The 24,559-nt window shown below is 73.3% G+C and carries 16 protein-coding genes and 1 pseudogene; 16 read left to right on the forward strand and 1 reads right to left on the reverse strand.

Features of this window, described 5'->3' with window-relative positions; genetic code table 11:
* The first annotated feature begins 252 nt into the window (after positions 1 to 252).
* The 4 genes and pseudogenes from ACVW19_RS11185 to ACVW19_RS11200 all read left to right on the forward strand — a co-directional run bounded on the left by ACVW19_RS11185 (position 253) and on the right by ACVW19_RS11200 (position 5,867).
* The gene (locus ACVW19_RS11185; RefSeq protein WP_457458862.1) at positions 253 to 3,135 is read left to right on the forward strand and encodes a beta-N-acetylglucosaminidase domain-containing protein; all 2,883 of its coding nucleotides are present in this window, start codon (positions 253 to 255) and stop codon (positions 3,133 to 3,135) included.
* A 102-nt stretch (positions 3,136 to 3,237) separates the two neighbouring features.
* Positions 3,238 to 3,771, forward strand: coding sequence for a PadR family transcriptional regulator (locus ACVW19_RS11190; RefSeq protein WP_457458864.1), 534 nt, complete (start codon positions 3,238 to 3,240; stop codon positions 3,769 to 3,771).
* The gene (locus tag ACVW19_RS11195) at positions 3,768 to 4,481 is read left to right on the forward strand and encodes an ABC transporter ATP-binding protein (protein ID WP_457458866.1); all 714 of its coding nucleotides are present in this window, start codon (positions 3,768 to 3,770) and stop codon (positions 4,479 to 4,481) included. Before ACVW19_RS11190 ends, ACVW19_RS11195 begins: the two co-directional genes overlap by 4 nt.
* 32 nt (positions 4,482 to 4,513) lie before the next feature.
* Positions 4,514 to 5,867: pseudogene (locus ACVW19_RS11200) on the forward strand (FtsX-like permease family protein).
* 83 nt (positions 5,868 to 5,950) lie between these two features.
* On the opposite strand, the gene ACVW19_RS11205 reads toward ACVW19_RS11200, so the two are convergent.
* Entirely contained in the window at positions 5,951 to 6,505 is a 555-nt protein-coding gene (locus tag ACVW19_RS11205) for an HNH endonuclease (protein ID WP_457458868.1), read from the reverse strand.
* A gap of 325 nt (positions 6,506 to 6,830) precedes the next feature.
* On the opposite strand from ACVW19_RS11205, the gene ACVW19_RS11210 reads away from it, so the two are divergent.
* The 12 genes from ACVW19_RS11210 to ACVW19_RS11265 all read left to right on the forward strand — a co-directional run bounded on the left by ACVW19_RS11210 (position 6,831) and on the right by ACVW19_RS11265 (position 24,520).
* Positions 6,831 to 7,916, forward strand: coding sequence for a mechanosensitive ion channel family protein (locus tag ACVW19_RS11210; RefSeq protein WP_457458870.1), 1,086 nt, complete (start codon positions 6,831 to 6,833; stop codon positions 7,914 to 7,916).
* 187 nt (positions 7,917 to 8,103) lie between these two features.
* Positions 8,104 to 9,369 (forward strand): 6-phospho-beta-glucosidase, encoded by a 1,266-nt coding sequence (locus ACVW19_RS11215; RefSeq protein ID WP_457458872.1) that lies wholly within the window; start codon positions 8,104 to 8,106, stop codon positions 9,367 to 9,369.
* Positions 9,360 to 10,334, forward strand: coding sequence for an N-acetylglucosamine kinase (locus ACVW19_RS11220; protein ID WP_457458874.1), 975 nt, complete (start codon positions 9,360 to 9,362; stop codon positions 10,332 to 10,334). The genes ACVW19_RS11215 and ACVW19_RS11220 overlap by 10 nt, the downstream gene beginning before the upstream one ends.
* 577 nt (positions 10,335 to 10,911) lie before the next feature.
* Positions 10,912 to 12,384 carry a hypothetical protein gene (locus ACVW19_RS11225; protein ID WP_457458875.1) on the forward strand — a complete coding sequence of 491 codons (1,473 nt, stop codon included), beginning with the start codon at positions 10,912 to 10,914 and terminating at the stop codon, positions 12,382 to 12,384.
* An 11-nt stretch (positions 12,385 to 12,395) separates the two neighbouring features.
* Positions 12,396 to 13,436: a glutamate ABC transporter substrate-binding protein gene (locus tag ACVW19_RS11230; RefSeq protein ID WP_457458877.1), complete on the forward strand. Its 1,041-nt coding sequence runs from the start codon at positions 12,396 to 12,398 to the stop codon at positions 13,434 to 13,436.
* 94 nt (positions 13,437 to 13,530) lie between these two features.
* Complete coding sequence (locus ACVW19_RS11235) at positions 13,531 to 14,874, forward strand: hypothetical protein (RefSeq protein WP_457458879.1); 1,344 nt, start codon at positions 13,531 to 13,533, stop codon at positions 14,872 to 14,874.
* Between the two features lie 22 nt (positions 14,875 to 14,896).
* Positions 14,897 to 17,569, forward strand: coding sequence for a tetratricopeptide repeat protein (locus ACVW19_RS11240; RefSeq protein WP_457458881.1), 2,673 nt, complete (start codon positions 14,897 to 14,899; stop codon positions 17,567 to 17,569).
* 3 nt (positions 17,570 to 17,572) lie between these two features.
* The gene (locus ACVW19_RS11245; protein WP_457458883.1) at positions 17,573 to 19,120 is read left to right on the forward strand and encodes a PP2C family serine/threonine-protein phosphatase; all 1,548 of its coding nucleotides are present in this window, start codon (positions 17,573 to 17,575) and stop codon (positions 19,118 to 19,120) included.
* Between the two features lie 145 nt (positions 19,121 to 19,265).
* Positions 19,266 to 20,612, forward strand: a complete 1,347-nt coding sequence (locus ACVW19_RS11250) for a vWA domain-containing protein (RefSeq protein ID WP_457458885.1) — start codon at positions 19,266 to 19,268, stop codon at positions 20,610 to 20,612.
* Positions 20,613 to 20,913: 301 nt separating this feature from the next.
* A complete protein-coding gene (locus tag ACVW19_RS11255; protein WP_457464553.1) occupies positions 20,914 to 22,005 on the forward strand; it encodes an FHA domain-containing protein in 1,092 nt (363 codons plus the stop codon).
* A gap of 1,034 nt (positions 22,006 to 23,039) precedes the next feature.
* Entirely contained in the window at positions 23,040 to 23,657 is a 618-nt protein-coding gene (locus tag ACVW19_RS11260; protein ID WP_457458887.1) for a response regulator transcription factor, read from the forward strand.
* A gap of 104 nt (positions 23,658 to 23,761) precedes the next feature.
* Positions 23,762 to 24,520: an enoyl-CoA hydratase/isomerase family protein gene (locus tag ACVW19_RS11265; RefSeq protein WP_457458889.1), complete on the forward strand. Its 759-nt coding sequence runs from the start codon at positions 23,762 to 23,764 to the stop codon at positions 24,518 to 24,520.
* Positions 24,521 to 24,559: the final 39 nt, after the last annotated feature.

Here is a 24,559-nt window from a genome sequence, read left to right on the forward strand (position 1 = left end):
CCCGCAGCCCCTACCCAGAGGACGCGAGACCAGACGCACCCATGCGTACAACGTGCTCCTGCTCACATTCTGCTCCCGTTCCCATGTCTCACACCAGGGCAAACCTGTCACAACGGTCTCTCCCGTTGGCAGGCGGGGCGCAGAATGAGAGGCTCCGTGTTCTGCGTGTTCTCCGTGTTCCTTGTGTGGCCGTGCCTGTCTCGGTCCATCTCGGTCTGTCTCGGTCTGTCTTCGTCTCCTCGAGGAGGAGCCTTGCAACTGCGGCCTGGGAAGAGGGCGGTTGCCCTCGCGTTCGCAGTCGTCGCCGGAACCCTGGGCGCGGCGCCCGCCTCCGTGGCGGCGCCGCCCGTTCCCGGGACGACCACGTCTCCCGTACCCGACCGGGCCGAGACGGACCTGGCCGTCTGGCCCCGCCCGCACTCCCTGCGTGCGAACGGCGCCCCGGTCGCGGTGACCGACGAGGTCGCCCTGACCGCCGACGCGACGGCCGACCCCCGCGCCCTCGACGCCCTGCGCACGCTGCTGCGGGAGGCCGGGGCGCGCCGGTTCACCGCCACCGGCGAACAGGCGCCCGCGGGGGCGCTCGTGGTGCAGGTGGGCGCGCAACGGCCGACGAGCGACCCTCAGCACTCCCTCCCGTCCGGCGGCTACACACTGACCGTCGGCGACGGCACCGTCACCCTCACCGGCGCGGGCGAGGACGGCCTGTTCCACGGCGTCCAGACGCTGCGTCAACTCCTGGGCCCGGACGGCAGCTTCGCCGCGGTCGTCGTGCGCGACTGGCCGGCCACGGCGGTGCGCGGGATCACCGAGGGCTTCTACGGCACCCCGTGGACGCACGAACAGCGCCTGGCCCAAATGGACTTCATGGGCCGCACCAAACAGAACCGGTACCTGTACGCGCCCGGCGACGACCTGTACCGCCAGGCCCGCTGGCGCGAGCCGTACCCGGACCGGCGGCGCGCGGAGTTCCGGGAGCTGGCCGAGCGGGCCCGGGACAACCACGTCACGCTCGGCTGGGCGGTGGCGCCCGGCCAGGCCATGTGCTTCGCCTCGGACGACGATCTGCGCGCGCTGACCCGCAAGCTGGACGCGATGTGGGCGCTGGGCTTCCGCACCTTCCAACTGCAGTTCCAGGACGTCAGCTACAGCGAGTGGCACTGCCGCGCGGACGCCCGCCGCTTCGGCTCCGGTCCCGACGCGGCCGCGCGCGCCCAGGCGTACGTGGCGAACGAGGTGGCCCGGCACCTGGCGGAACGTCATCCCGGCTCCGCTGCCCTGTCGTTGATGCCGACCGAGTACTACGAGGACGGGTCGACCGCCTACCGGCGGGCCCTCTCACAGGCTCTGGGCTCGGATGTCGAGGTGGCGTGGACCGGCGTCGGGGTGGTGCCGCGCACCATCTCGGGCGGTGATCTGGCGAAGGCGCGGGAGGTGTTCGGGCGTCCGCTGGTGACCATGGACAACTACCCGGTCAACGACTTCGCCCCCGGCCGGATCTTCCTCGGCCCCTACCAGGGCCGTGAACCCGCCGTCGCCGCCGGTTCGGCGGCCCTGCTCGCCAACGCGATGGAGCAGCCCGAGGCGTCCCGCATCCCGCTGTTCACCGCCGCCGACTTCGCCTGGAACCCGCGCGACTACCGTCCCCAGGAGTCCTGGCGGGCCGCGATCGCCGACCTCGCGGGCGGCGACGCCGAACTCGAGAAGTCCCTGTCCGCGCTGGCGGGCAACGACGCGTCCTCGGTCCTCGGCGCCGAGGAGTCGGCGTATCTGCGGCCGCTGCTGGCGGAGTTCTGGCGCACCCGCGCGACCGCCGGCACGGACGCGGGACGCGCGGCGGACGACCGGCTGCGCGCGGCCTTCACGGTGCTGCGCGAGCTGCCCGAGCGCCTGTCCAACACCCCGCGCTCCGCCGCCCTCGCCAGCGAAGTCGCCCCCTGGACCGGCCAGTTGTCCCGCTACGGCGAGGCCGGCAGCACCGCGCTGGAGATGCTGCGGGCGCAGGAGTCCGGCGACGCGGGCGCCGCCTGGACCGCGTACCGGAAGCTGAGCGAGCAGCGGGCCGGGCTGAAGACGGCCCGGGTGACGGTCGGCAAGGGCGTCCTCGACCCGTTCCTGGACCAGGCGCGGGACGCGTACGAGACCTGGGCGGGCATCGACCGCAGGCCGACCGCAGGGTCCGGCGGTCGGACGCAGGACGGTGTCCTGCACCTGCCGCAGGTCCGCGACCTGAGCACGGTGACGGTACTGGCCGAGCCCGGTACCACCGGCACGGCCGAGATCCACGTACCGGGCGCGGGCTGGCGCCGCCTCGGCCCGCTCTCCCCGTCCGGCGCCACCGAGTTCCGGGCGGACGGCCCGGCCGGCGCCGTGCGGATCACCGGCGCGGACGCCTCCCGGGTGCGGCACGTCGTCCCGTGGTTCACGGACGCGCCCGCCGCCACGCTGCAGCTGCCGGACGCCCCCGCGGACACCGACATCGGCGGCACCCGGCGGCTGACGGCCACCCTCGGCTCGCTGCGCCCCGAGGAGGTGCGCGGCAAGGTGACCGTGGAGGCGCCGAAGGGCGTGAAGGTACGGGTTCCGAAGGAGACCCTGACCGTCCCGCGCGGCACGCCCGTTCAGGTGCCGGTCGAGGTGACGGTGGAGCCGGGGACACCGTCCCGGTCGTACGAGGTCCGGTTCGGCTTCGGCGGGGCGACCCGCACGCTCACGGTGAACGCCGTCCCCCGCACCGCCGGCCCCGACCTGGCCCGCACCGGCCGGGCGAGCTCCTCGGCCGACGAGACGCCCGACTTCCCGGCGTCGGCGGCCAACGACGGTGATCCTCAGACCCGTTGGTCGTCCCCGGCCGAGGACGACGCCTGGTGGCAGGTCGAACTGGAACGCCCGGTGCGACTCGGGAAGGTCGCGCTGCACTGGCAGGAGGCGCACCCGTCGGCTTACCGCGTCGAGGTCTCGGCGGACGGCCGCAGCTGGCGTACGGCGGCGGCGGTGCCGGACAGCGGCGGCGGCCGCGAGACCGTCCGCATGGACGAACCCGACGTCCGTCACGTCCGCGTCCAGGGCGAGTCCCGCGCCACCCGGTACGGCTACTCCCTGTGGTCGGTGGAGGCGTACGCGGTCGCGGACTGAGCCGACGGCTCCGCCGCCCGGCCGATCAGTCGGCCGGGCGGCGGAGCTTTTTTCGCGCCCCACTATTCACTCAGTACATATACCGGGTGCATACTGATCAGCATGAGCACCCGTCACATCCTGCTGGGGCTGCTCGCCTCGGGGCCGAGCCATGGCTACGACCTCAAGCGACGCCACGACGAACGTTTCCCCGAAGCCCGCCCGCTGGCCTACGGGCAGGTCTACACGACCCTGCAACGCCTGGTCCGCGACGGCCTCGCCGAGGTCGACGGCACCGCGTCGGACGGCGGCCCGGAGCGGACTGCGTACCGCACGACGGACGAGGGGACGCGTGAACTGGCCCGCTGGGCCGGGGAGATCGCTCCTCCCGCGCCCTTCGTGACGAACGAGATCTTCGCCAAGGTCGTGGTGTCGATCCTGTCCGGCGGTGACCCGGCCGCGTATCTGCGCGCCCAACGCGTCGCCCACATGCGGCGGATGCGGGAACTCACCGCGGTGAAGTCCGCGGGCGGCGCCGGTCTGGCGTCCGTGCTCTCGGCGGACTACGCCCTCAACCACCTTGATGCCGACCTCCGTTGGATGACCACCACGGCGGCCCGGCTCACCACTCTGACCGCGGAGGTCGACGCAACGTGAGCAACCTGAGCAACGGGGACGACCAGCGGCCGGCGGAGCCGCTGCTCGCGGCCCGCGACCTGGTCAAGGCGCACGGCAGGACGCAGGCCCTGCGCGGCGCCTCCGTCGAGTTGCACGCCGGCGAGATCCTCGCGGTGACCGGCGCCAGCGGCAGTGGCAAGTCGACGCTGCTGCACTGCCTCGCCGGGATCGTCCGCCCCGACGCCGGCTCGGTGACGTATGCGGGGCTGCGGCTGGAGGAGCTGCCGGAGAAGCGGCTGAGCGAGCTGCGCCGTACCGACTTCGGGGTGGTGTTCCAGTTCGGGCAGCTCGTGCCGGAGCTGACCGCGCTCGACAACGTGGCGCTTCCGCTGATGCTGGCCGGCACCGACCGGGCGGGGGCGCGGGAGCGGGCCGGGGGGTGGCTGGAGCGGTTCGGGGTGCGCGGGCAGGGGGACCTGCGGCCGGGCGAGATGAGCGGCGGGCAGGCCCAACGGGCGGCGCTGGCACGGGCCCTGGTCACCGGCCCGAAGGTGGTCTTCGCCGACGAGCCGACCGGCGCCCTGGACTCGCTCGCCGGCGAGCAGGTGATGACGGCCCTGGCGCACACGGCCCGCGAGGCGGGCACGGCGGTCCTGCTGATCACGCACGACGCCCAGGTGGCCGCGTACGCGGACCGCGAGGTGCAGCTGCGCGACGGGACCGTGACCCCGCTGGAGGTGACCGCGTGAGCACCTCGCTCTCCGCCGCTTCCGCTCCCTCCCTGCGCTCCGACCTACGCCTGGCCTGGCAGCTCACCCGCGGTTCGGACCGGCGGGAATGGTGGCGCGTCACGCTCACCGCGACCGGCGCGGCGCTCGCGACCGGATTCGCGCTCGCCGCCGGGGTCCTGCTGTCGCTGGGCAACGGCTACTACGCCGTGCCCGTCGCCGCGGGCCTGCTCGACGAGCCCGGAACGCGCGCCGGGGCGGTCTTCGGTCTGCTGCTCCTGCTGATTCCGGTGCTCGGGTTCCTCGGGCAGTGCGCCCGCGTCGGCGCCGTGCACCGGGGACCGGCGGCTGGCCGGACTGCGGCTGGCCGGGGCGACGCCCTGGCAGGTGCGGCGGATCGCCGCGCTGGAGACCGGACTCGCCTGCCTGCTCGGTTCGGCGGCGGCGACCGTCTCCTCGGTGCTGCTCCTGCTGCTCCTGTGGTCCCGGCCGACCGTGCTCACCTGGGTGGCGGTCGCCCTGGTCGCCGCCGCCGTGCCCGTACTGGGCGCGGTGGCGAGCGTGCTGGCGCTGCGCCGCGTGGTGGCCTCGCCGCTGGGCTGGGTGCGCCGTGTGACGGGTGTCCGTTCGGCGCGCGGACCGGGCAGGCTGTTCCTGGGCTCGGCGGCCCTGGTGGTGGCGGTGGGCGTGGCGACCGCGGTGTCCGGGCACGGTCCGTCCGGCCGGGCGGACTGGCAGAAACCGTTGACGCTGTTCGCCGCACTGCTCGCGGTGGGCGCGGGCGCGGTGTGGCTGGCCGGGGCCACCTCCCGGTTCATGGGGCGGGTGCTCGCGGTCCGGGCCCGGTCGGCGGCGGTGCTGCTCGCGGCGGAACGGCTGCGCGCCGACCCGTGGGCGCCGGCCCGTACCCATGCGGCGGTACTGCTGGTCACGGTCGTCGGCACCGCGTTCATGGGGATACGCCACTCGCTGCTCGCCTCCCTGCACAGGGCGGAGTACCTGGCCGCCGACATGTCGTACTACACGACCGGGCTGAACCTGACCGCTGCGGCGATCACCGTGGCCCTGCTGATCACCCTGACCGGCCTCGCCGTCGGCACCGCCGAGTCCCTGGCCACCCGCCGACGGGGGCTGTCCCCGCAGGTCGCGGCCGGTGTACCGCGCTCGGTGCTGAACCGGGCACTGCTCCTGGAGACCGCGCTCCCCCTGGCTCCGGCCCTGCTCCTGGCGGGCCTGGGCGGCATGGCGGCCGGCACCGCCTACAGCACCCTGACGGCCACCTCGTCCCTCCCCTGGGCCGCCCTGCTGATCCCCCCGGCGGCCTACACGGCCTGCCTCCTGGCCTCGGCGACGGCCCTCCCCCTCCTCCACCGCTCGACCCATCCGACCGAACTGCGCCACGCCTGACCGGGGCACGGCCGGCCCCGGGGAAACGGGGGTCCCCCGGGGCCGGCCCAGAGCGAAGGCCCGGATCGGGCCGGCCGGACCGGTCAGGCGGAGATGCCGTCCATCCGGGTCAGGCCGTCGATGCGGGCCATCGCGTCGTCCGCGCCGTACGGCTGGAGGTAGGGCAGCCAGCGCGGATCGCGGTGGCCGGTGCCGATGATGCGCCAGGCCAGGCCGGTGGGCGGGGCCGGTTTGTGGCGCAGCCGCCAGCCCAGCTCGAACAGGTGCCGGTCGGCCTTCACGTGGTTGCAGCGGCGGCAGGACGCCACCACGTTGTCCCAGACGTGCTTGCCCCCGCGGCTGCGCGGGATGACGTGGTCGACGCTGGTTGCGACGCCACCGCAGTACATGCACCGGCCCCCGTCGCGGGCGAACAGCGCGCGGCGGGTCAGTGGAACGGGCCCCCGGTAGGGGACCCGCACGAAGCGTTTGAGCCGGACCACGCTGGGTGCGGGGATGGTGACGGTCGCGCTGTGCAGATGGGCGCCGGACTCCTCGAGGCACACGGCCTTGTTCTCGAGGACGAGGACGAGCGCGCGGCGGAGCGGTACGACGCCGAGTGGCTCGTACGACGCGTTGAGAACCAGGACATGCGGCACGGATGCCTCCTTGTACGCCGGCGACGCGTGGCTCGCGCCGGGACGATCCGTAGCCAGTCTCCCCTCATGCCTGGTCGTAGCGCCACCATGTCCCGGTAACGGGCTGGGAGTGTTTTCGACCACAGGCCCTCCGACCTCCGGGATCTTGGCCTGTTCAGGTGTGGGTGAGGGAGGTCTCTTCTTCACGTATCGCGCCGGTCCCTCCACAATGCCCCGTTAGTGTGGTGGTTCTGCCCGTACCGGTGACCTTTCCCTGACCTTTTCGTGACCTTGAAGACCTTGACCGTCACACCGGGGGCAGAACCTGCACCTGGAGGTACCTGCCGTGTCCTTGCCCGCCGTCCTGCTGGCCGAGGGGTCGTCGCCGACGCCCTCGGATTCCGGGACCCCGATGGTGCCCAGCCTCAAGGACGCCCACGAGAGCGCCACCAACGCCGCCGGCTGGGTGGAGGAGAACTGGTCGACGTGGCTCGCGATCGGCCTCAGGGTCCTGCTCATCGTGGTGATCGCCACGGTACTGAGAGTGGTCGTTCGGCGGGCGATCACCAAGCTCGTCGACCGGATGTCCCGGACCGGTACGTCCGTGGACGGCACCGGTCTCGGGGGTCTGCTGGTCAACGCCGAGCGGCGGCGCCAGCGCTCGCAGGCGATCGGCTCGGTGCTGCGCTCGGTCGCGTCGTTCGTGATCCTCGGTACGGCCGCGCTGATGGTCCTTGGCACGTTCCAGATCAATCTGGCCCCGCTGCTGGCCTCGGCCGGTGTCGCCGGTGTCGCGATCGGTTTCGGCGCCCGCAACCTGGTCACGGACTTCCTCTCCGGCGTGTTCATGATCCTCGAGGACCAGTACGGCGTCGGTGACACCGTCGACGCGGGCGTCGCCACCGGCGAGGTCATCGAGGTCGGCCTGCGGGTGACCAAGCTGCGCGGCGACCACGGCGAGATCTGGTACGTCCGCAACGGCGAGGTCAAGCGCATAGGCAACCTCTCCCAGGGCTGGGCGACCGCCAACGTCGACGTCACGGTCCGCTCGGACGAGGACCTCGACCAGGTGAAGGACACGCTCGTCGCCGTCGCGGAGCGGATGAGCAAGGAGGAGCCCTGGAACGAGCTCCTGTGGAGCTCCATCGAGGTCCTCGGCCTCGACTCCGTCCTGCTGGACTCGATGGTGGTCCGGGTCTCGGCGAAGACCATGCCCGGCAAGTCGCTGACCGTGGAGCGCGAGCTGCGCTGGCGCATCAAGCGGGCCTTCGACTCGGCCGGCATCCGCATCGTCGGCGGTGACACGGTCCCGGTGGAGATGGAGGGCCCCGATCCGGCGGCGGCCGTCGCGCCCCCGTCCGCCTACGCGAGCAGCGTCTCGCCGCAGTCCGTCGCGGCCTCCCCGCTGCCCCCGCCGAACACCACGAAGTAGACCGGCGGCACGGAGAACCACGGCGGAGGGCGGCACCCGGGAGTCCCGGGTGCCGCCCTCCGCCGTTCCCGTGCCCGTACCCGCGCCCACCCTGGTCTGACGCCCGTGATCCTGGTATGCCTCTCGCCCAGAGGGCGTTCGCCGAAGGTGTCACGCCCACCGGAGCAGAAGCAGAGGGTTGACGACAATGAAACTCACCGTGATCGGGGGCGGTTCGACCTACACGCCCGAACTCGTCGACGGCTTCGCCCGGTTGCGGGACACCCTGCCCGTCGAGGAGCTGGTCCTGGTCGATCCGGCCGCGGACCGGCTGGAGTTGGTGGGCGGGCTGGCCCGCCGCATCTTCGCCCGGCAGGGACATGCGGGACGCGTCGTCGCCACCTCCGACCTGGACGCGGCGGTGGACGGCGCCGACGCGGTGCTGCTCCAGCTGCGGGTGGGCGGTCAGGCCGCCCGGCAGCAGGACGAGACCTGGCCGCTGGAGTGCGGCTGCGTCGGCCAGGAGACCACCGGCGCCGGCGGTCTCGCCAAGGCGCTGCGCACGGTCCCGGTGGTGCTCGACATCGCCGACCGGGTCCGGCGGAGCAATCCCGACGCCTGGATCATCGACTTCACCAACCCCGTCGGCATCGTCACCCGGGCGCTGCTGCGGGCCGGGCACCGGGCGGTGGGGCTGTGCAACGTCGCCATCGGCCTCCAGCGCAAGTTCGCCGCCCACCTCGGCACCGACCCCGCCGGCCTCCACCTCGACCACGTGGGCCTGAACCACCTCACCTGGGAGACCGCGGTGCGCCGGGGCGGCCCCGACGGCGAGGACGTCCTGCCCGCCCTGCTGCGGGACCACGGCGACGCCGTCGCCGCGGACCTCCGGCTGCCCCGCGCCGTCCTGGACCGCCTCGGTGTGGTCCCCTCGTACTACCTGCGCTACTACTACGCCCACGACCAGGTCGTACGGGACATGCGCACCAAGCCGTCCCGGGCCGCCGAGGTGGCCGCCATGGAGCGCCGGCTGCTCGACCTCTACGCCGACCCCGCCCTCGACGAGAAACCGGCCCTGCTGGCCGAGCGCGGCGGCGCCTACTACTCGGAGGCGGCGGTGGATCTGGCGGCGGCCCTGCTGCACGGCGCCGGCAGCCCGTACCAGGTGGTGAACACCCGCAACGGCTCCACGCTCCCCTTCCTCCCCGAGGACGCGGTGATCGAGGTCCAGGCCGCCGTGGGCCCGAAGGGCGCGAGCCCGCTGCCCGTGCCCCGTGTTGACCCCCTCTTCGCGGGCCTGATGGCGAACGTCACCGCCTACGAGGACCTCGCCCTCGAAGCGGCCCTGCACGGCAGCCGCGAGCGGGTCTTCCGCGCCCTCCTCGCCCACCCGCTGATCGGCCAGTACGAGTACGCCGAGCGGCTCACCGACCAGCTCCTCGCGCACAACCGGGAGTACCTGACGTGGGCGTGACCGCGGGCGTCCTCGCCGTCGACGCCGGCAACAGCAAGACGGACGTCGCCGTGGTCGACCGGCACGGCGAGGTCCTGGCCACGGCCCGCGGCGCCGGTTTCCGGCCGCCCGCCGTCGGCGTGACGCCGGCGGTGGACGCCCTCGCCGAGACCGTCGCCGCCGCCCTCACCGCCGCCGGCGTCACCGCCGTCTCCCACGTCTCGGCCTGTCTGGCCAACGCCGATCTCCCCGTGGAGGAGGAGCAGTTGACGGCGGCCCTGACGGCACGCGGCTGGGGCACCACCGTGCAGGTCCGCAACGACACGTTCGCGATCCTGCGCGCCGGTGTCACCGAGCCCCGCGGGGTCGCCGTCGTCTGCGGCGCGGGCATCAACTGCGTCGGTATGCGCCCCGACGGCCGTACCGCCCGCTTCCCGGCGCTCGGCCGCGTCTCCGGTGACTGGGGCGGTGGCTGGGCGCTGGCCGAGGAGGCCCTGTGGCACGCGGCACGCGCCCGGGACGGCCGCGGTGCCGCCACCGCCCTCGCCGACACCCTCCCGGCCCACTTCGGCCTGTCCGGCATGCCGGCCCTCATCGAGGCCCTGCACCTGGGGCACCTCCCGTCGGCCCGCCGTCACGAACTCGCCCCGGTCCTGTTCGCCACGGCGGCCGGGGGTGACGCGGTCGCCGGTGCGATCGTCGAGCGCCAGGCCGAGGAGGTGGTGGCGATGGCCGTCGTGGCGCTGACCCGCCTGGGCCTGCTCGCCGAGGAGACACCCGTCCTGCTGGGCGGCAGCGTCCTGGCCGCACGGCACGCCCTGTTGGACGACCGGATCCGCGCTCTCCTCGCCGAGCGCGCCCCCAAGGCCGTCCCCCGGGTCGTCACCGCCGCCCCGGTCCTGGGCGCGGCCCTGCTGGGCCTGGACCGCCTGGCGGCCCCGCCGGAGGCCCACGCCCGGCTGAGAGCCCACTACGAGCGGCGTTAGCTGCCTGTCCGGCGGGATCATGCCGGTGCGGCGCGGTTGACTGACACGCCTCGCCCTCGTCGGGTGGACGCCGTCCGTTTCTCCGGCCTGATCCGCCGGTCAGACCCGAAGGCCGGGCACCGGGCCTGACGACAGACGCGAGAACCGCTCGCGGGAACAGGCCGGGAAGCAGGTCCGGCAGCCCCTGCCGGTCCGGCCGGCCGCACACCGGCGGCGGCCCCTGGCAGGCGCCCGGAACCAACCGGATTCCACCGGCGTGTTCATGGGCAGGGGTCGTGCGGGGGGGCGTGAGGGGGCCGGTCCGTGGAGAGGGTCGGGGCGCCGCGGCAGCCGGAACTCCCGGCGACCGCACGGCAGTCGAACCGCCAGTCCAGCCAGCTGCCGGACCAGCAGTCCAACCGGCAGCCGGATCGCGACCGAACCGACAGTCAGGCCGGCGGGCCGTCGACCGGTCGGATCGGCGGACAGTCGGATCGACAGACGAACCGGCGGGCGGTTCAAGATCACGCCAAAGCCGGTGCACATGTCGGTCCGTGCGGCGATACTTGGCGGGACGGATGACCACGGGGGAGGTCGGGTGACACACACACCGAGCGGCAGCGCGGCACCGCCGGGCGGGGCCGCGCCCACCGTGCCCGCCGTACCGCCGCAGTCCGGGCCCGGCGGCGCGCCGGCGGCCCCCCGTCACACACCCGACGGCTCCCGGCTCCCCGCACCCCGGCCGCCGGAAGCACCCCGTCGCACGGCGTTCGTCGAAGGCGCCGTGCGCCTGCGCGAGGCCGCCACCACCGAACCCGGCCGCCTGCGGATCATCGGCGCGGTCCTCGCCACCCTGGTCGTCGCCTTCGGCGCCGTCACCGCCTGGCAGGTGACCGACAGGGCCGCGGCAGCCGACGCCGTCCTCACCAGCAGCCAGCCCCTCACCTCCGACGCCGCCGACATCTACCGCTCCCTCGCGGACGCCAACACCGCGGCTTCCAGCGGCTTCCTGGCCGGCGGTCAGGAGACCGCCGCCTCCCGGGACCGCTACGAGAAGGACATCCGCACCGCCGCCGCCAAACTGGTCAACGCCGCGGCCAACTCCGACCCCGACTCCCCGTCGGCGGCGACCATCGCCGAACTCAACCGGCTGCTGCCCGAGTACAAGGGCCTGGTGGAGCGCGCCCGCACCTACAACCGTCAGGGCTACCCCGTGGGCGGCGCCTATCTGCGGTACGCGAACGAGAAGATGCAGCAGGAGATGCTCCCGGCGGCGGAGGACCTCTACAAGAAGGAGAACCAGCGCCTTCAGGCCGACTACGCGGACGCGACCCCGTACCCGTGGGCGGCCATCGCGCTCGGCACCGTCGCCCTCGCCGCACTCGCCTGGACGCAGCGCCGCACCTACCTGCGCACCCACCGCGTGCTCAACCACGGCCTGGTCGCGGCCACGGCGGCGTCCACGGTGGTCCTGCTCTGGCTGGTCGCCGGCCACAGCCTCGCCCGCTCGGGGCTGAACGACTCCTACGACCACGGCGTCCGCTCGCTCAACGTGCTGCACGACGCCCGTATCGCCTCCCTGAGGGCCCGGGGCAACGAGAACCTGACGCTGGTGTCGCGCGGCGCCGAGACGAAGAAGGTCGGCGACGAGACGTACGACGCCTACGACCACGACTTCGAACGCGACATGGACGCCCTCGACAAGGGCCTGACCCGGGCCGGAGAGCTCGCGGACGACAGCAGCGGCGAGAAGCCGGTCGCCGCCGCCGTGAGCGACATGACGGAGTGGAAGAAGCGCCACGGGGCCGCCCGGGAGCAGGACGAGAACGGCGACTACCAGCGGGCGCTGGACCTGGTGATCGGCGGCAAGGGCGCGACCGGCGAGTGCTTCGACGGCGTCGACGACAGCCTGGCGGCCGCGCTCGCCCACGAGGAGGCCGAGTTCACGGAGGCGGCCGGCGGTGGCCGGGACGCGCTGAAGGGGCTGCCGGAGGGCGCGGCGGGCCTCGCCGTGCTGGGCGCGGCCGGCGCGGTGCTGGGCATCGGCCGCAGGCTGTCGGAGTACCGGTGAAAGGGGGCGTGATGAGGAACGCACGACGTCTGCGGGCCGGCCTGCGGGGCTGGGGCGGGGTGGGCGCGATGGCCACCGTGTGCGTGCTCGCGCTGATCTTCGCGCTGGTGCTGACCCGCGCCGGGTCCCCCGCCGTCAAGGCCCCGAAGGCCGCGGGGCACACCGTGACGGACGCCGTCGGTGCGGACGCGGAGTGCACCGATCCGGAGAAGCAGACCCTGTCCCCCTCCGACGCGGACGGCGACACCATCGACGCGATCAAGAACCGGCCGGGCGAGAAGCGCAAGCTGATCGTCGGCATCGACCAGAACAGCTACCGCTGGGGCTACCGGGACCCCAACGGCGGGGACGGCGCACAGCTCGAGGGCTTCGACATCGACCTGGCGCACCGCATCGCCGAGGACATACTCGGCGACCGGGACGCGGTCCAGTTCAAGGCGATCCCCACCGACCAGCGCATCCCGGCGATCAAGGACGGCCGGGTCGACATGGTCGTCCGCACGATGACGATCAACTGCGAACGCCTCCGGGACGTGGCGTTCTCCGCCCCGTACTTCAGGACGGGACAGCAGGTCCTGGCCCCGAAGGAGTCGTCGGTCACGGGATACGACAAGACGCTCGCGGACCGGAGGATCTGCACGGCGGCCGGTTCCACCGCGTACGCGAAGCTGGAGGAGGACAAGGCGGCGGGCAGGCTCCCGAAGTCCGCAGACATCCGCACCACCGTCCCCAACCAGCTCGACTGCCTGGTGCGGCTGCAGCTCGGCGAGGTCGACGCGGTGGTCACCGACGGCGCGCTCGCCGCCAGCCAGGCCGCCCAGGACCCGACGGTCGAACTCAAGGGCGACGCCTTCACGACCGAGTACTACGGCGTGGCGATGGAGCAGGACGCGAAGGACCTGCTGCGCCGGGTCAACCGGATCCTGGTGGACTTCCGCGAGGACACCGAGGACGGGTGGCAAAAGGCGTACGAGACATGGCTGTCGGCGACACTGGGCAGTGATCCCGCGAAGTCGGAGCCACCCGCCCCGCAGTACCTGCGCACGAGCTGACCAGTCGTCAAGTACCGCCCGCCGAAGGCGAACCGCCAGAGACGAACCGCCAGAGACGAACCGTCAACGGCCGACCCGCAGCGAAAGGTGACCGATGGGCGACACGGACCCCACCGGGCCGGTGATGGACCGGGACGAGGTGGACCGTGCGCTTGCGCGGCTCGGCGCGGAGCACGAGGCGGTCGAGACCTCGCTCCTGGCCCTGCAGGACCACGCGGGCCGCAGGCTCCTGGAGGGTGCCCGCCTCACCGGCCGCACCGAGGAGCGCTGGAAGGCCACCGAGGCGTCGATCACGCTGCTGTGGACGTACTTCGACGCGTACACGGGCGCCCTGCGCACCGCCCGGGAGATCCGTGCCCGGCGCCGCTGGTCCAGCCGTGAGGACCTGGTGGAGCTGACGGAGCTGCTGCGCGGCGAGTGCGTCACGGTCGCGGGCTCGGCCACCTCCAGCGCCGCCGCGAACGCGCCGACGCTCCCCGGCCGGCCGGGGAGCCGGCTCAGCGAGCGTTACTCGCTGGCCACGCTGGTCGAGCGGATGAACGAGCTGTACGCGTCGTCGCTGGACATGGTCGTCGCCGCGGACGCGGTGTGGTCGGCGCTGCCCGCCCGGATCGATTTACTGGCCGCCGAGCTCCAGCGCACCCGCCGGCTCGCGCACCCGGTCGGTGTGCGCCCCGGCGAGCATCCGGCGGGCGACGACCTGGAGCGGATCACCCACTCCCTGACCGCGCTGCGCGAGCAGGTGGTGTCCGACCCACTGGCGTTCTGGAAGCCCGCGGAGGGAAGTTCGGCGCCGGGCGGCGGCAGGCCGGACACGACGGTGTACGACCGCGAGGCGCGGGCCCTGGAGGAGGTGCGCCGCGAGATCGACGCGGTGCTGGCGGTCCGTCAGGACTCCGAGAAGCGGATCGTGCGGCTGCGGGACGTCCTGTCGCGCGCCGACCGCACGCTCGCCGAGGCCCGTATCGCGCGCGGCGAGGTGCTCGCGAAGATCGCCGCGACGGAGGTGCCGGTGGTCAGCGGGCCGCCGACCGCGCTGCAGGAGCAGCTGGTGACGGCCGCCGAGTACCGCAGGCACGCCCAGTGGCACCGGCTGTCCCCGCTCCTGGAGTCCCTGGAGCAGAAGGCGGAGGACGAACTGGAGCGCGCCCGCGAGTCGTTGACCGCGGTCACCGCGCCGCTGGCGATCCGCGCCGAGCTGCGCGGCCGGCTCGACGCGTACCGGGCGAAGGTCGCCCGGCACGGCCTCGCGGAGGACGCCGTGCTGGTCGAGCGGTACGAGAGGGCGCGCCGCATGCTGTGGAGCGCGCCCTGCGATCTGCGCGTCGCCCGGGAGGCGGTGCTGCGCTACCAGCACGCGGCCGCCGAACTCCTCGGCACCGCACCCCGGGTGCCCGGCCAGGGCACGCCCGAGGGGGGCGGGAGGCCCGGCGCATGAGCGACAACGGGGAGGCAGCGGCATGAGTCGGGCGGAGAACCGGACGCACAGCCAGGGGCGGAACGGGCAGGGAGCGCGGACGGAACAGCGGGAGCCGCGGGCGCAGACCGCCGCTGCCCGGGCCTGTCAGCGTCCCGGCTGCCAGGGTGCCTACGAGGACGTCGGCGGCGGCGAGCTGTACTGCGACACCTGCGGTCTGGCGCCGGTCGTGTCACCGACGACGGGCATGGTCGGGTCGGTCCCGACCGGTCTCACCTCCGGCGGCCGCGGCTCCCGGTCCGGCGGGCGCGGTTCACGTGCGTCGTCACAGTCGTCACAGTCATCGCGATCATCGCGATCGTCCCGGTCCCGGCGCTCGGTGTCCGGGCGGCTGTCCCGCTCCCTGCCGGGAGGCGGCGCCGAACGCTCGGTGTCGGTGCGCGGCTCCGGCTCGTCGACGGGCTCCTCCGGCCGCGGCCGGCTGGGTGCGGGGCTGGTCCAGGTCCCGCCGATCCCGCGCCCCGACCCGCGCGCGATGGTGCTGGACAACCCCGAGGTGCCCGAGCGGAAGCGATTCTGCTCCCGTTCGGACTGCGGGGCCCAGGTGGGCCGTGCGCGGGCCGGCCGGCCGGGTCGCACGGAGGGCTTCTGCACCAAGTGCGGCCACCCGTACTCGTTCGTCCCGAAGCTGCGGGCCGGCGACGTGGTGCACGGCCAGTACGAGGTGGTCGGCTGTCTGGCGCACGGCGGACTGGGCTGGATCTACCTCGCCGTGGACCGGGCCGTCTCGGACCGCTGGGTGGTCCTCAAGGGCCTGCTGGACACGGGCGACCAGGACGCGATGGCCGCGGCGATCTCCGAGCGGCGCTTCCTCGCGGAGATCGAGCACGCCAACATCGTGCGGATCTACAACTTCGTGGAGCACCTCGACCAGCGCACCGGTTCCCTCGACGGCTACATCGTCATGGAGTACGTCGGCGGCAAGGCCCTGAAGGAGATCGCCAACGGCCGCCGGAAGCCGGACGGCAGACGGGACCCGCTGCCGGTGGAGCAGGCGTGCGCGTACGGCATCGAGGCGCTCGAGGCGCTGGGGCATCTGCACGGCCGCAACCTGCTGTACTGCGACTTCAAGGTCGACAACGCGATCCAGACCGAGGACGAGCTCAAGCTGATCGACATGGGCGCGGTGCGCAGAGCGGACGACGACGAGTCGGCCATCTACGGCACGGTCGGCTACCAGGCCCCCGAGGTCGCCGACGTCGGCCCCTCGGTCGCCTCCGACCTCTACACGGTCGCCCGGACGCTCGCCGTCCTCACCTTCGACTTCCAGGGCTACACGAACGTCTACGCGGACTCGCTGCCCGACCCCGACCACATCGAGGTCTTCCGGCAGTACGAGTCGTTCTACCGGCTGCTGGTCCGCGCCACCGACCCCGACCCGGCTCGCAGGTTCGCCTCCGCGCAGGAGATGAGCGAACAGCTCACCGGTGTCCTGCGCGAGGTGGTCTCGCTCCAGTCGGGCCGGGCCCGCCCCGCCCTGTCGACCCTGTTCGGCCCGGAACCGCGGGTGACGGACACGGAGCTGTTCCCCCGGCCGCGGGGCGACGTGTCCCGCCTCGGGGCGCGGGCGGTGCAGCGCGCCGGATCACGACGGGCGCCGGGACGGAAGCAGCTCGCCGCAGGGACCTCCACCGCCCCCTCCCCCACCACCGGCGCCTCCGGCCCGGCGGACATCGTCAAGCCCGTGGACACTCCCGCGGCGGCCCTCGCCCTGCCCGTCCCGCACGTCGACCCCGCCGACCCCAACGCCGGTTTCCTGGCGGGCCTGCTGACCTCCGCGCCCGCCGAGCTGGTCCACGCCCTGGCGGCAGCGCCCGCGCCGTCGGCCGAGACCCGGCTGCGGCAGATCCGCGCCTGGCTGGAGACCGGCGAGTCGGACACCGCGCTGGACGTGCTGCGGGCCCTGGAGGAGCGGGACCCCGACGACTGGCGGGTGGTCTGGTACCGCGGGGTCGCCGCCCTGGTCACCGGCGACCACGAGGGCGCCGCGCTCGCCTTCGACGCGATCTACGACGCCTTCCCCGGCGAGGTCGCGCCCAAGCTGGCGCTCGGCCTGTGCGCGGAGGTGCTGGGCCAGCTCGACAACGCCGCCGAGTACTACCGCCTGGTGTGGTCGACCGACCCGAGCCATGTGAGCGCGGCGTTCGGCCTGGCCCGCGTGCGGCTCGCCGCCGGTGACCGGCGCGGCGCCGTGCGGACGCTGGAGTCGGTGCCGGAGTCCTCCATCCACTACACGGCCGCGCGGGTGGCGGCCGTACGCGCCCGACTGCGGGGGCGGGCCGCCGCCGCCGGTGACGTACCGTTCCTGGACGACCTGAGCGCCGCCGCGTCCCAGGTCGAGGCCCTGGAGTCGTACGGTCTGGATCCGGCGCGCCGGGAGCAGTTGTCGGCCGAGGTCCTCGGCTGCGCGCTGGACTGGGTACTCTCCGGGGGCCAGGGTTCCGTTCCGCTTCCGGCCCCGCCGGGCCGGGGGAACCGAAACGCCGGCAGCGCTGCCGAGGGACGGACCCTGCTCGGCAGCGGACTGGACGAGCGGAACCTGCGCTTCGGGCTGGAGCGTTCGTACCGCACGCTGGCCCGGCTGGCGCGGAGCGGTGAGGAGAGGATCGACCTGGTGGAACGTGCCAACCGTTACCGCCCCCGGACATGGGTGTAGTTGATGTCGCAAATGCCCAAGCAGGCCGCTCTGTCGAAGTGCCCGAGCTGCGAGGAACCCCTCGAGTCGGGTGATCGTTTCTGCGGTGCGTGCGGATACGACCTGTCGGCGGTCCCGGCACCGCCGACGGACCATCCGACGATCGCCATGAACGGTTCGGTGCCCGCTCCGAGCCCGGCGGAGCGCGGGGCGGCGGTCCGGCCCCCGCAGACGCCCCCTGCGGCGCCCCCGGCGCCGCCCGCGCCGCCGGCCGGACCGGGCTGGCCCGCCGCCGGTCCGGAGGGCTCCGGCGCGTCCGCCCCGACGCACCGGCCGACGGACCTGGCGGGCACGGACTCGGCCGGCCTGCCGCTGTCCGGCCCCACCCCCCGCCCCGCACCCACACCCGCGACCCCGGCACCAGCGGTCGTGCCACCGCGCCCTGCCGCCCCGCCTCCGCCCGCCGCGCCCCCGCCCGCCGCGCCTCCCGCCGCCGGCGCGGCCCGGTCCTCCGGGGTGCGCTTCGACCGCCCCGCCCAACCGGCCGCGCAGCCCGAGGAGTACCCGCTCCAGGCCCCGGACCCGCGCGTGTCCGCCGAGCGCGGACAGTCCGCCCCGGATTCCGCGGGCACCCCGGCGACCGCAGGCGTCCCGGACACCACGGTGTGCGTGGCCTGCCGTGCGGGCAGGGTGGACGACGACGGCTACTGCGAGAACTGCGGCCACGCCCAGCCACGCGAACGGGACCACATGGAACAGGAATGCGGCCCGCTGGCCGCGGTCAGTGACCGTGGCCTGCGCCACCACCGCAACGAGGACGCCTTCGGGATCGGCACCACCACGCTGCCCGACGGCTCCCCCGCCTCGGTCGCTGTCGTCTGCGACGGCGTCTCCTCCGCGACCCGGCCCGACGAGGCGTCGCTGGCCGCGTCCCGGGCGGCGACCGAGTCGCTGCTCGCGGCCCTGCCGCGCGGCACGCACCCGCAGCAGGCGATGCACGACGCGATCGTCGCCGCGGCGGACGCGGTCGACGTGCTGGCCGACGAGCCCGCCACGGAGCGTGAACGGTCCCCGCACCAGAACGCCCCCGCCTGCACCTTCGTCGGCAGTGTGGTGACCGACGGCCTGCTGGTCGTCGGCTGGGTCGGCGACAGCCGCGTGTACTGGGTGCCGGTCGACCGCAGCGCGCCCCCGGCCCGGCTCACCGAGGACGACTCCTGGGCCGCGCAGATGGTCGCCGCGGGGCTGATGGGCGAGGCCGAGGCGTACGCCGACCAGCGCGCCCACGCGATCACCGGCTGGCTCGGCGCGGACGCCTACGAACTGGAGCCGCACACCGCGTCGTTCAAGCCGGACCGGCCCGGTGTGGTCGTGGTCTGCACCGACGGGCTGTGGAACTACGCGGAGTCGGCCGAGGAGATGGCCCGGGTCGTCCCCGTCGACGCCGCCGTCCGCCCGCTGCACGCCGCCCGGGTGCTGGTCGGTCACGCCCTCGACGGCGGGGGCCACGACAACGTGACAGTGGCCCTCGTCCCGTTCCCGGCCGTGCCGCAGGGAGCAGGATCGGCCTGAGGCCGCGTACGGCGGGCCCCTGCGGGGAAACTACGGAGAAGCCGCGGGGAGCCGCGGGAGAGTGCCAACGAACCGGAGGGGACCGGTCCGTCTTCTGTCGTCGCTCCGCACCGTCGCGGGGTTCTCCAGGGGGAGAGAAACAGGCATGGCCAACTTCTCGAAATCCAACGTGCCGCAGTTCTCGGTGGACGTGTACCAGAACGAGTACCTGCCGGAGGGCGGCCGCGAGGTCAACGCCATCGTCACGGTGACCGCGACCGGAGGCGGCACCATCGGCAGCGCGGTGGCGGCACCCCACCTCTACGCGTCCGGTGAGGGCCCGTCGGCGGCCGTGGTGCTCATGGTCGACTGCTCCGGCTCGATGGACTGTCCGCCGACCAAGATGCGCAACGCCCGGGACGCCACGGCCGCCGCGATCGACGCCCTGCGCGACGGTGTGCACTTCGCGGTGGTCGGCGGCACGCATGTGGCGCGGGAGGTCTATCCCGGTGCCGGGCGGCTCGCGGTCGCCGACGCGGCCACCCGCGAGCAGGCCAAGCAGGCGCTGCGGGCGCTGAGCGCCGGCGGGGGCACGGCCATCGGCACCTGGCTCCGGCTGGCCGACCGGCTGCTGTCGTCGGCGGACGCGGCGATCCGGCACGGCATCCTGCTGACCGACGGGCGCAACGAGCACGAGTCGCCGGAGGATCTGAAGGCGGCCCTGGAGGCGTGCGCCGGGCGGTTCACCTGTGACGCCCGCGGAGTGGGCACCGACTGGGAAGTGAAAGAAGTCACAGCCATCGCCTCCGGCCTCCTCGGCAGCGCCGACATCGTCGCCGATCCGGCCGGACTCGCCGCCGACTTCACGCGGATGATGGAGACGGCGATGGGCAAGGAGGTCGCGGACGTCTGTCTGCGGCTGTGGACCCCGGTGGGCGCGACTGTGAAGTTCGTCAAACAGGTCGCGCCGACGGTGGAGGAACTGACCGGCCGCCGTACCGAGGCCGGCCCGCGGGCGGGCGACTACCCGCTGGGGTCCTGGGGCGACGAGTCCCGCGACTACCACCTCTGCGTCGAGGTCCCGGCCGCCGGTATCGGGCAGGAGATGCTCGCCGCCCGGCTCTCACTGGTCATTCCGCAGCCCGGGGAGGGAGTTCAGAAGCTCGGCGCGCAGGGTCTCGTGCGGGCGGTGTGGACGGACGACATGGTCGCCTCCACATCGTTGAACCCCCAAGTCGCCCACTACACCGGACAGGCCGAACTGGCGCAAGTCATCCAACAGGGTCTCGATTTGCGCAAAGCGGGCGATTTCGACGGAGCAACGTCCAAACTGGGCCGCGCCGTTCAGCTCGCGAGCGCCTCCGGCAACGCGGATACTGCGAAACTGCTTGCGAAGGTGGTGGACGTGGTCGACGCCTCGACAGGTACTGTGCGACTGAAAGCGAGGGTCGAGGAGGCCGACGAGATGACACTCGAAACCCGGTCCACCAAGACTGTTCGTGTGAAGAAGTGAACCTGAAGTGAACGAGCCCGGCCCCCCAGGCCGGAGAACTTCGGTCGGAAGCGACCGAAAAGGAGAGGAGGAAGCGCCGACATGCCGACCTGCCCGAACGGACACCAGTCGGGTTCCGACGACTGGTGCGAGGTGTGCGGTCACCGCATGGCGGGGTCCGTGCCCCCGCCGCCTCCTCCTCCCCCGCCCGCCGCCCGGCGGCGGCTACGGATTTCCGCCTCCCGGCGGTCAGTCCGGGCCCGGCGGCCCGGGTGGCCCCGGCGGTTTCGGCGGCCCGGGCGGCCCCGGCGGCCGGCCGGAGCTGTGTCCGCAGTGCCGCACGCCGCGTGAGGGCGGCGCGCCGTTCTGCGAGGAGTGCCGGTGGAACTTCCTGACGAACACGGCCACCTCGTACACGCCGGCCGCCCCGCGTCCGGTGTCCCCCGGACCGGGCGGGCCCGGTGGCCCGGGCGGACACGGTGGTCCGGGTGGCCCCGGTGGACACGGTGGGCAGTACCAGCAGCCGCCCGGCCCGGCGTACGGCGGTGACTCCTACGAGTACCAGGGCTCCCGTCCGTCCCAGGTGAACCGGCCCGCCGAGCCGATCCCGCCGGGCCCGCCCGGTTTCGGTGGCGACCCCTCGCGTCCGGTCCCCCCGCCGCCCGGTCCGGGTGGTCACGGCGGTCCCGGCGGTCCCGGCGGTCCCGGCGGTCCCGGCGGCCAGGGTGGCTACGGCGGACCCGGCGGTCCGGGTGGCCCCGGCGGACCTGGCGGTCCGCAGGCGTTCGGTGGCGGCCCGCCGGCCCCGCCCGGATTCCCGCAGGAGACCGGCCGTCCGCCGCACCAGGGCGGCCCCGCCTTCGGCGGCGGTGACGACGACTGGGTGATCCCCCCGCCCTCCGGCGGCCCCGGCGGCCCGAACGGCCCCGGTGGTTACGGCTACCCGCAGCCCGGTGCGACCCAGGCGCCGCCCGGCCCCGGCGGGTTCCCGCAGCAGCCCCAGGCTCCGGTGACCTGGACCGCGACGATCGGTCCGGACCGTGACTACTTCATGGCGATGATGCACCGCTCCGGTCCCGAGGCCACGGGCCTGAACCTGCCCGCGTACTCGCCCGAGCAGCAGCGCACCCTCACCGGCAACCAGCTCACGATCGGCCGCCGACGCCACTCCACAGGTGACACCCCCGACATCGACCTGTCGACACCGCCGGAGGACCCGGGCGTCTCGCACCAGCACGCGGTGCTGGTGCAGCAGCCGGACGGCAGTTGGGCGGTCGTCGACCAGAACTCGACGAACGGCACGACGGTCAACGGCTCGGAGGAACCGATCCAGCCCTTCGTCCCGGTCCCGTTGCAGGACGGCGACCGGGTCCACGTGGGTGCCTGGACGACGATCACCATCCACCGGGGCTGAGGACGCCCCAGGGCGACCCGGCCTTCCCGCCGGAAGGGTCCCCTCAGGAGGGCAGGAGCCGGCGGTCAGGGCCAGGTGGAACCGGAACAATCCGGTTCCACCTGGCCCTTCGCGATACGCCGACCGCATCGGCCGGCACCGCCCGCGCCCACTTCGCTTCTTCCACGCACACGAACACCCGGCGGGGAATCCGATGAATGGGCATTCTCCTAGTCTTCCGGTGCCCGGCCCCGGTCGGCCGGCTCGGCCCTTGGCGACATCCCGCGAGTTTATGCAGGTCAGCGGTGGATAACGAGGGAAAAGGATCGTCGAGCACGGGGCATCGGGGCGGATTCGATCTGTTGACAGCCGCTATCCGAATCGATCAGGATTCACACCGATGTGGAGCACATGAGCAGCCGCATGCCCTGCACAGGGGCGGGCGAGTCTCTTTGAGCTCCTCATGAATTTCGGGGAAACCGTTCGACTTCGGGGGAAATTCGAATGTAGAGCTGCACGACACATGGACCTGTGTGTCACCGCCTGCCGCAGGGCCCCGACACCATCGTCGCTCTCGGGGCCGCCCAGATCGAAGAGCACAGGTCGAACCCTGTGAAGACCCAGGACGACGGCAAGGCGAGAGTTCCGGCGGACCCCGGCCCATCGCCACGGCGCCCCGACCCACGGACGTCACAGAACCTTAACCTGCACGCCGGAGCCCGGTATCAGGCGTCTGTGGGAATGAACCAGCGACGGAGCGGCACCGACTTCCCACGGGGAATTAGATCCCTGCGGATCTTTCACGCACCGACAACACCTGCCGGCGGCAAAGGCATTCCCCCCTGAGGGAGGACGGCACTCCGGCAGAAATACGCACAGCCGCGCGCAGGCACCTCCACGATCCTGCCCCCACTTCCTCGGACCCGCCTCAGAAGCGGACTGCCGCCGAAGCAAGGAAGGCATCACTTCGACGACAGAGCGCAACTCATTCACAAAGTGTCGAACGACGAACGAACGGCATCAGCCGGCGCTGTTGGAGCACGAGGGATTCTGTTATGGCACAGAAGGGCAGACACGGACTACTGGTCCTGCACTCGTCGCCTTTGATACGCAAGGCGATTCTCGATCTCTTCCGGGGCGACCCGGGCGTCACCGCACTGGGCGGCTGTCCGCACACCACCGCTGTGGGCGGCCTGCCCGGAGGGCGGCCGGACGCGGCGCTGGTGGAGTACGAGCAGTGGCAGGGGATTCGCGGCAACCTGGCGCACAGCGGGGCCCGGGTCATCCTCTACAGCAGGGACAACACCCCGCGCAGCGTGGTGGACTGCATCAGGGGCGGCGCCGCCGGGTTCGTGCACGAGTCGTGCCCGCCCGAGTCCATCGTCAAGGGGCTGCACGATGTGCTGAGCGGGCGCAACTTCTGGCATCTGGGGGCGGACGAGCCCGAGCGCGCCCAGGTGGCACAACGCTCCGAGGCGGGACAGCCGTGGAAGCTGAGCGGGCGCGAGGAGGAGGTTCTCGATCTCCTGCTCCGGCGCCGCTCCAACGAGGAGATCGCCCACGAGCTGTGCCTCACCCAGCAGACGGTCAAGAACTATGCGAGCCGGGTCTTCCACAAAGTGGGCGTGTCCGGGCGCAAGGAGCTGCTCAGACTGCTGCGGCCCTGCGGATGACCCAACGGGACACGGTGACCGGAAAAGGGACGAGGACGGAAATGGGCGAGGTCACGTCGGCGAGCAGGAACAGTGAACTCCCGGGTGACGAACGCCCTTTGCTGATGGAGCGAAACGGGCGGGTCGTCACGGTCACGCTGAGCCGGCCGCACCGCCGCAATGCGATGTCCACCGCCATGTTGGGAGAACTCGCCACAAGACTTCAGGAGTTGGTGAATCAGGGCGAGGACGTGCCGGGTGCGCTGGTGTTCACGGGAGCCGGCGGGACCTTCTCCAGTGGCGCCGACACCCGCGAACCCGACTGGCGGGACCTGTCGCGCCGCGCGGTGCGGCGGGCCCATTTCCGCACGGTGTTCTCGGCGTTGCACGAAGCCCCCTTCCCCCTGGTGGCGGCCGTCGAGGGGTACGCACTCGGGGGCGGACTCGAACTGGCTCTCGCCTGCGACCTGGTGGTGGCCGGGGAGGGCGCCCTGTTCGGCCTTCCGGAGCTGGAGGTCGGCGCCGTGCCGGGCGGCGGTGCGGTCCACTCGCTGCTGCGCCGGGCCGGCCGCGGTGTGGCGGCTCGGCTGCTGCTGGTCCCCGGGGAGCGCGTGCGGGCCGATGAACTCGCCCGGCTGGGCGCGGTGGAGCGCGTCGTGCCGGACGGCGGGGCGCTCGCCGAGGCGCAGGCGCTGGCGGCCTCCGTGGCCGCCCAGGACCCGGGGCTCCTGGCGGCGGGCGTCAGACTGCTGCGGGATTCCGGGCATCTGGACCGTACGGCGGCGCTCGGCGTGGAGAACGGTTACTGGTGGCAGGCCGCGTCCGCGTCGGGACGCGCTCCCGCGCAGCCGCCCGGCCGGAGCCTTCCGGACCACGGGAGGTGAGCGCTTCGCCGCAGCGGTGAGCCGCGCCGTCGACTTCGT

The sequence above is a fragment of the Streptomyces sp. TE5632 genome (assembly GCF_054061295.1).

What these genes read in the sequence shown, in the direction of transcription:
- ACVW19_RS11190 (WP_457458864.1), top strand. Translation starts at nt 3,238, where the DNA reads ATGAGCACCCGTCACATCCTGCTGGGGCTGCTCGCCTCGGGGCCGAGC.
- ACVW19_RS11215 (WP_457458872.1), top strand. Translation starts at nt 8,104, where the DNA reads ATGAAACTCACCGTGATCGGGGGCGGTTCGACCTACACGCCCGAACTC.
- ACVW19_RS11230 (WP_457458877.1), top strand. Translation starts at nt 12,396, where the DNA reads ATGAGGAACGCACGACGTCTGCGGGCCGGCCTGCGGGGCTGGGGCGGG.
- ACVW19_RS11235 (WP_457458879.1), top strand. Translation starts at nt 13,531, where the DNA reads ATGGGCGACACGGACCCCACCGGGCCGGTGATGGACCGGGACGAGGTG.
- ACVW19_RS11240 (WP_457458881.1), top strand. Translation starts at nt 14,897, where the DNA reads ATGAGTCGGGCGGAGAACCGGACGCACAGCCAGGGGCGGAACGGGCAG.
- ACVW19_RS11245 (WP_457458883.1), top strand. Translation starts at nt 17,573, where the DNA reads ATGTCGCAAATGCCCAAGCAGGCCGCTCTGTCGAAGTGCCCGAGCTGC.
- ACVW19_RS11250 (WP_457458885.1), top strand. Translation starts at nt 19,266, where the DNA reads ATGGCCAACTTCTCGAAATCCAACGTGCCGCAGTTCTCGGTGGACGTG.
- ACVW19_RS11260 (WP_457458887.1), top strand. Translation starts at nt 23,040, where the DNA reads ATGGCACAGAAGGGCAGACACGGACTACTGGTCCTGCACTCGTCGCCT.
- ACVW19_RS11265 (WP_457458889.1), top strand. Translation starts at nt 23,762, where the DNA reads ATGGAGCGAAACGGGCGGGTCGTCACGGTCACGCTGAGCCGGCCGCAC.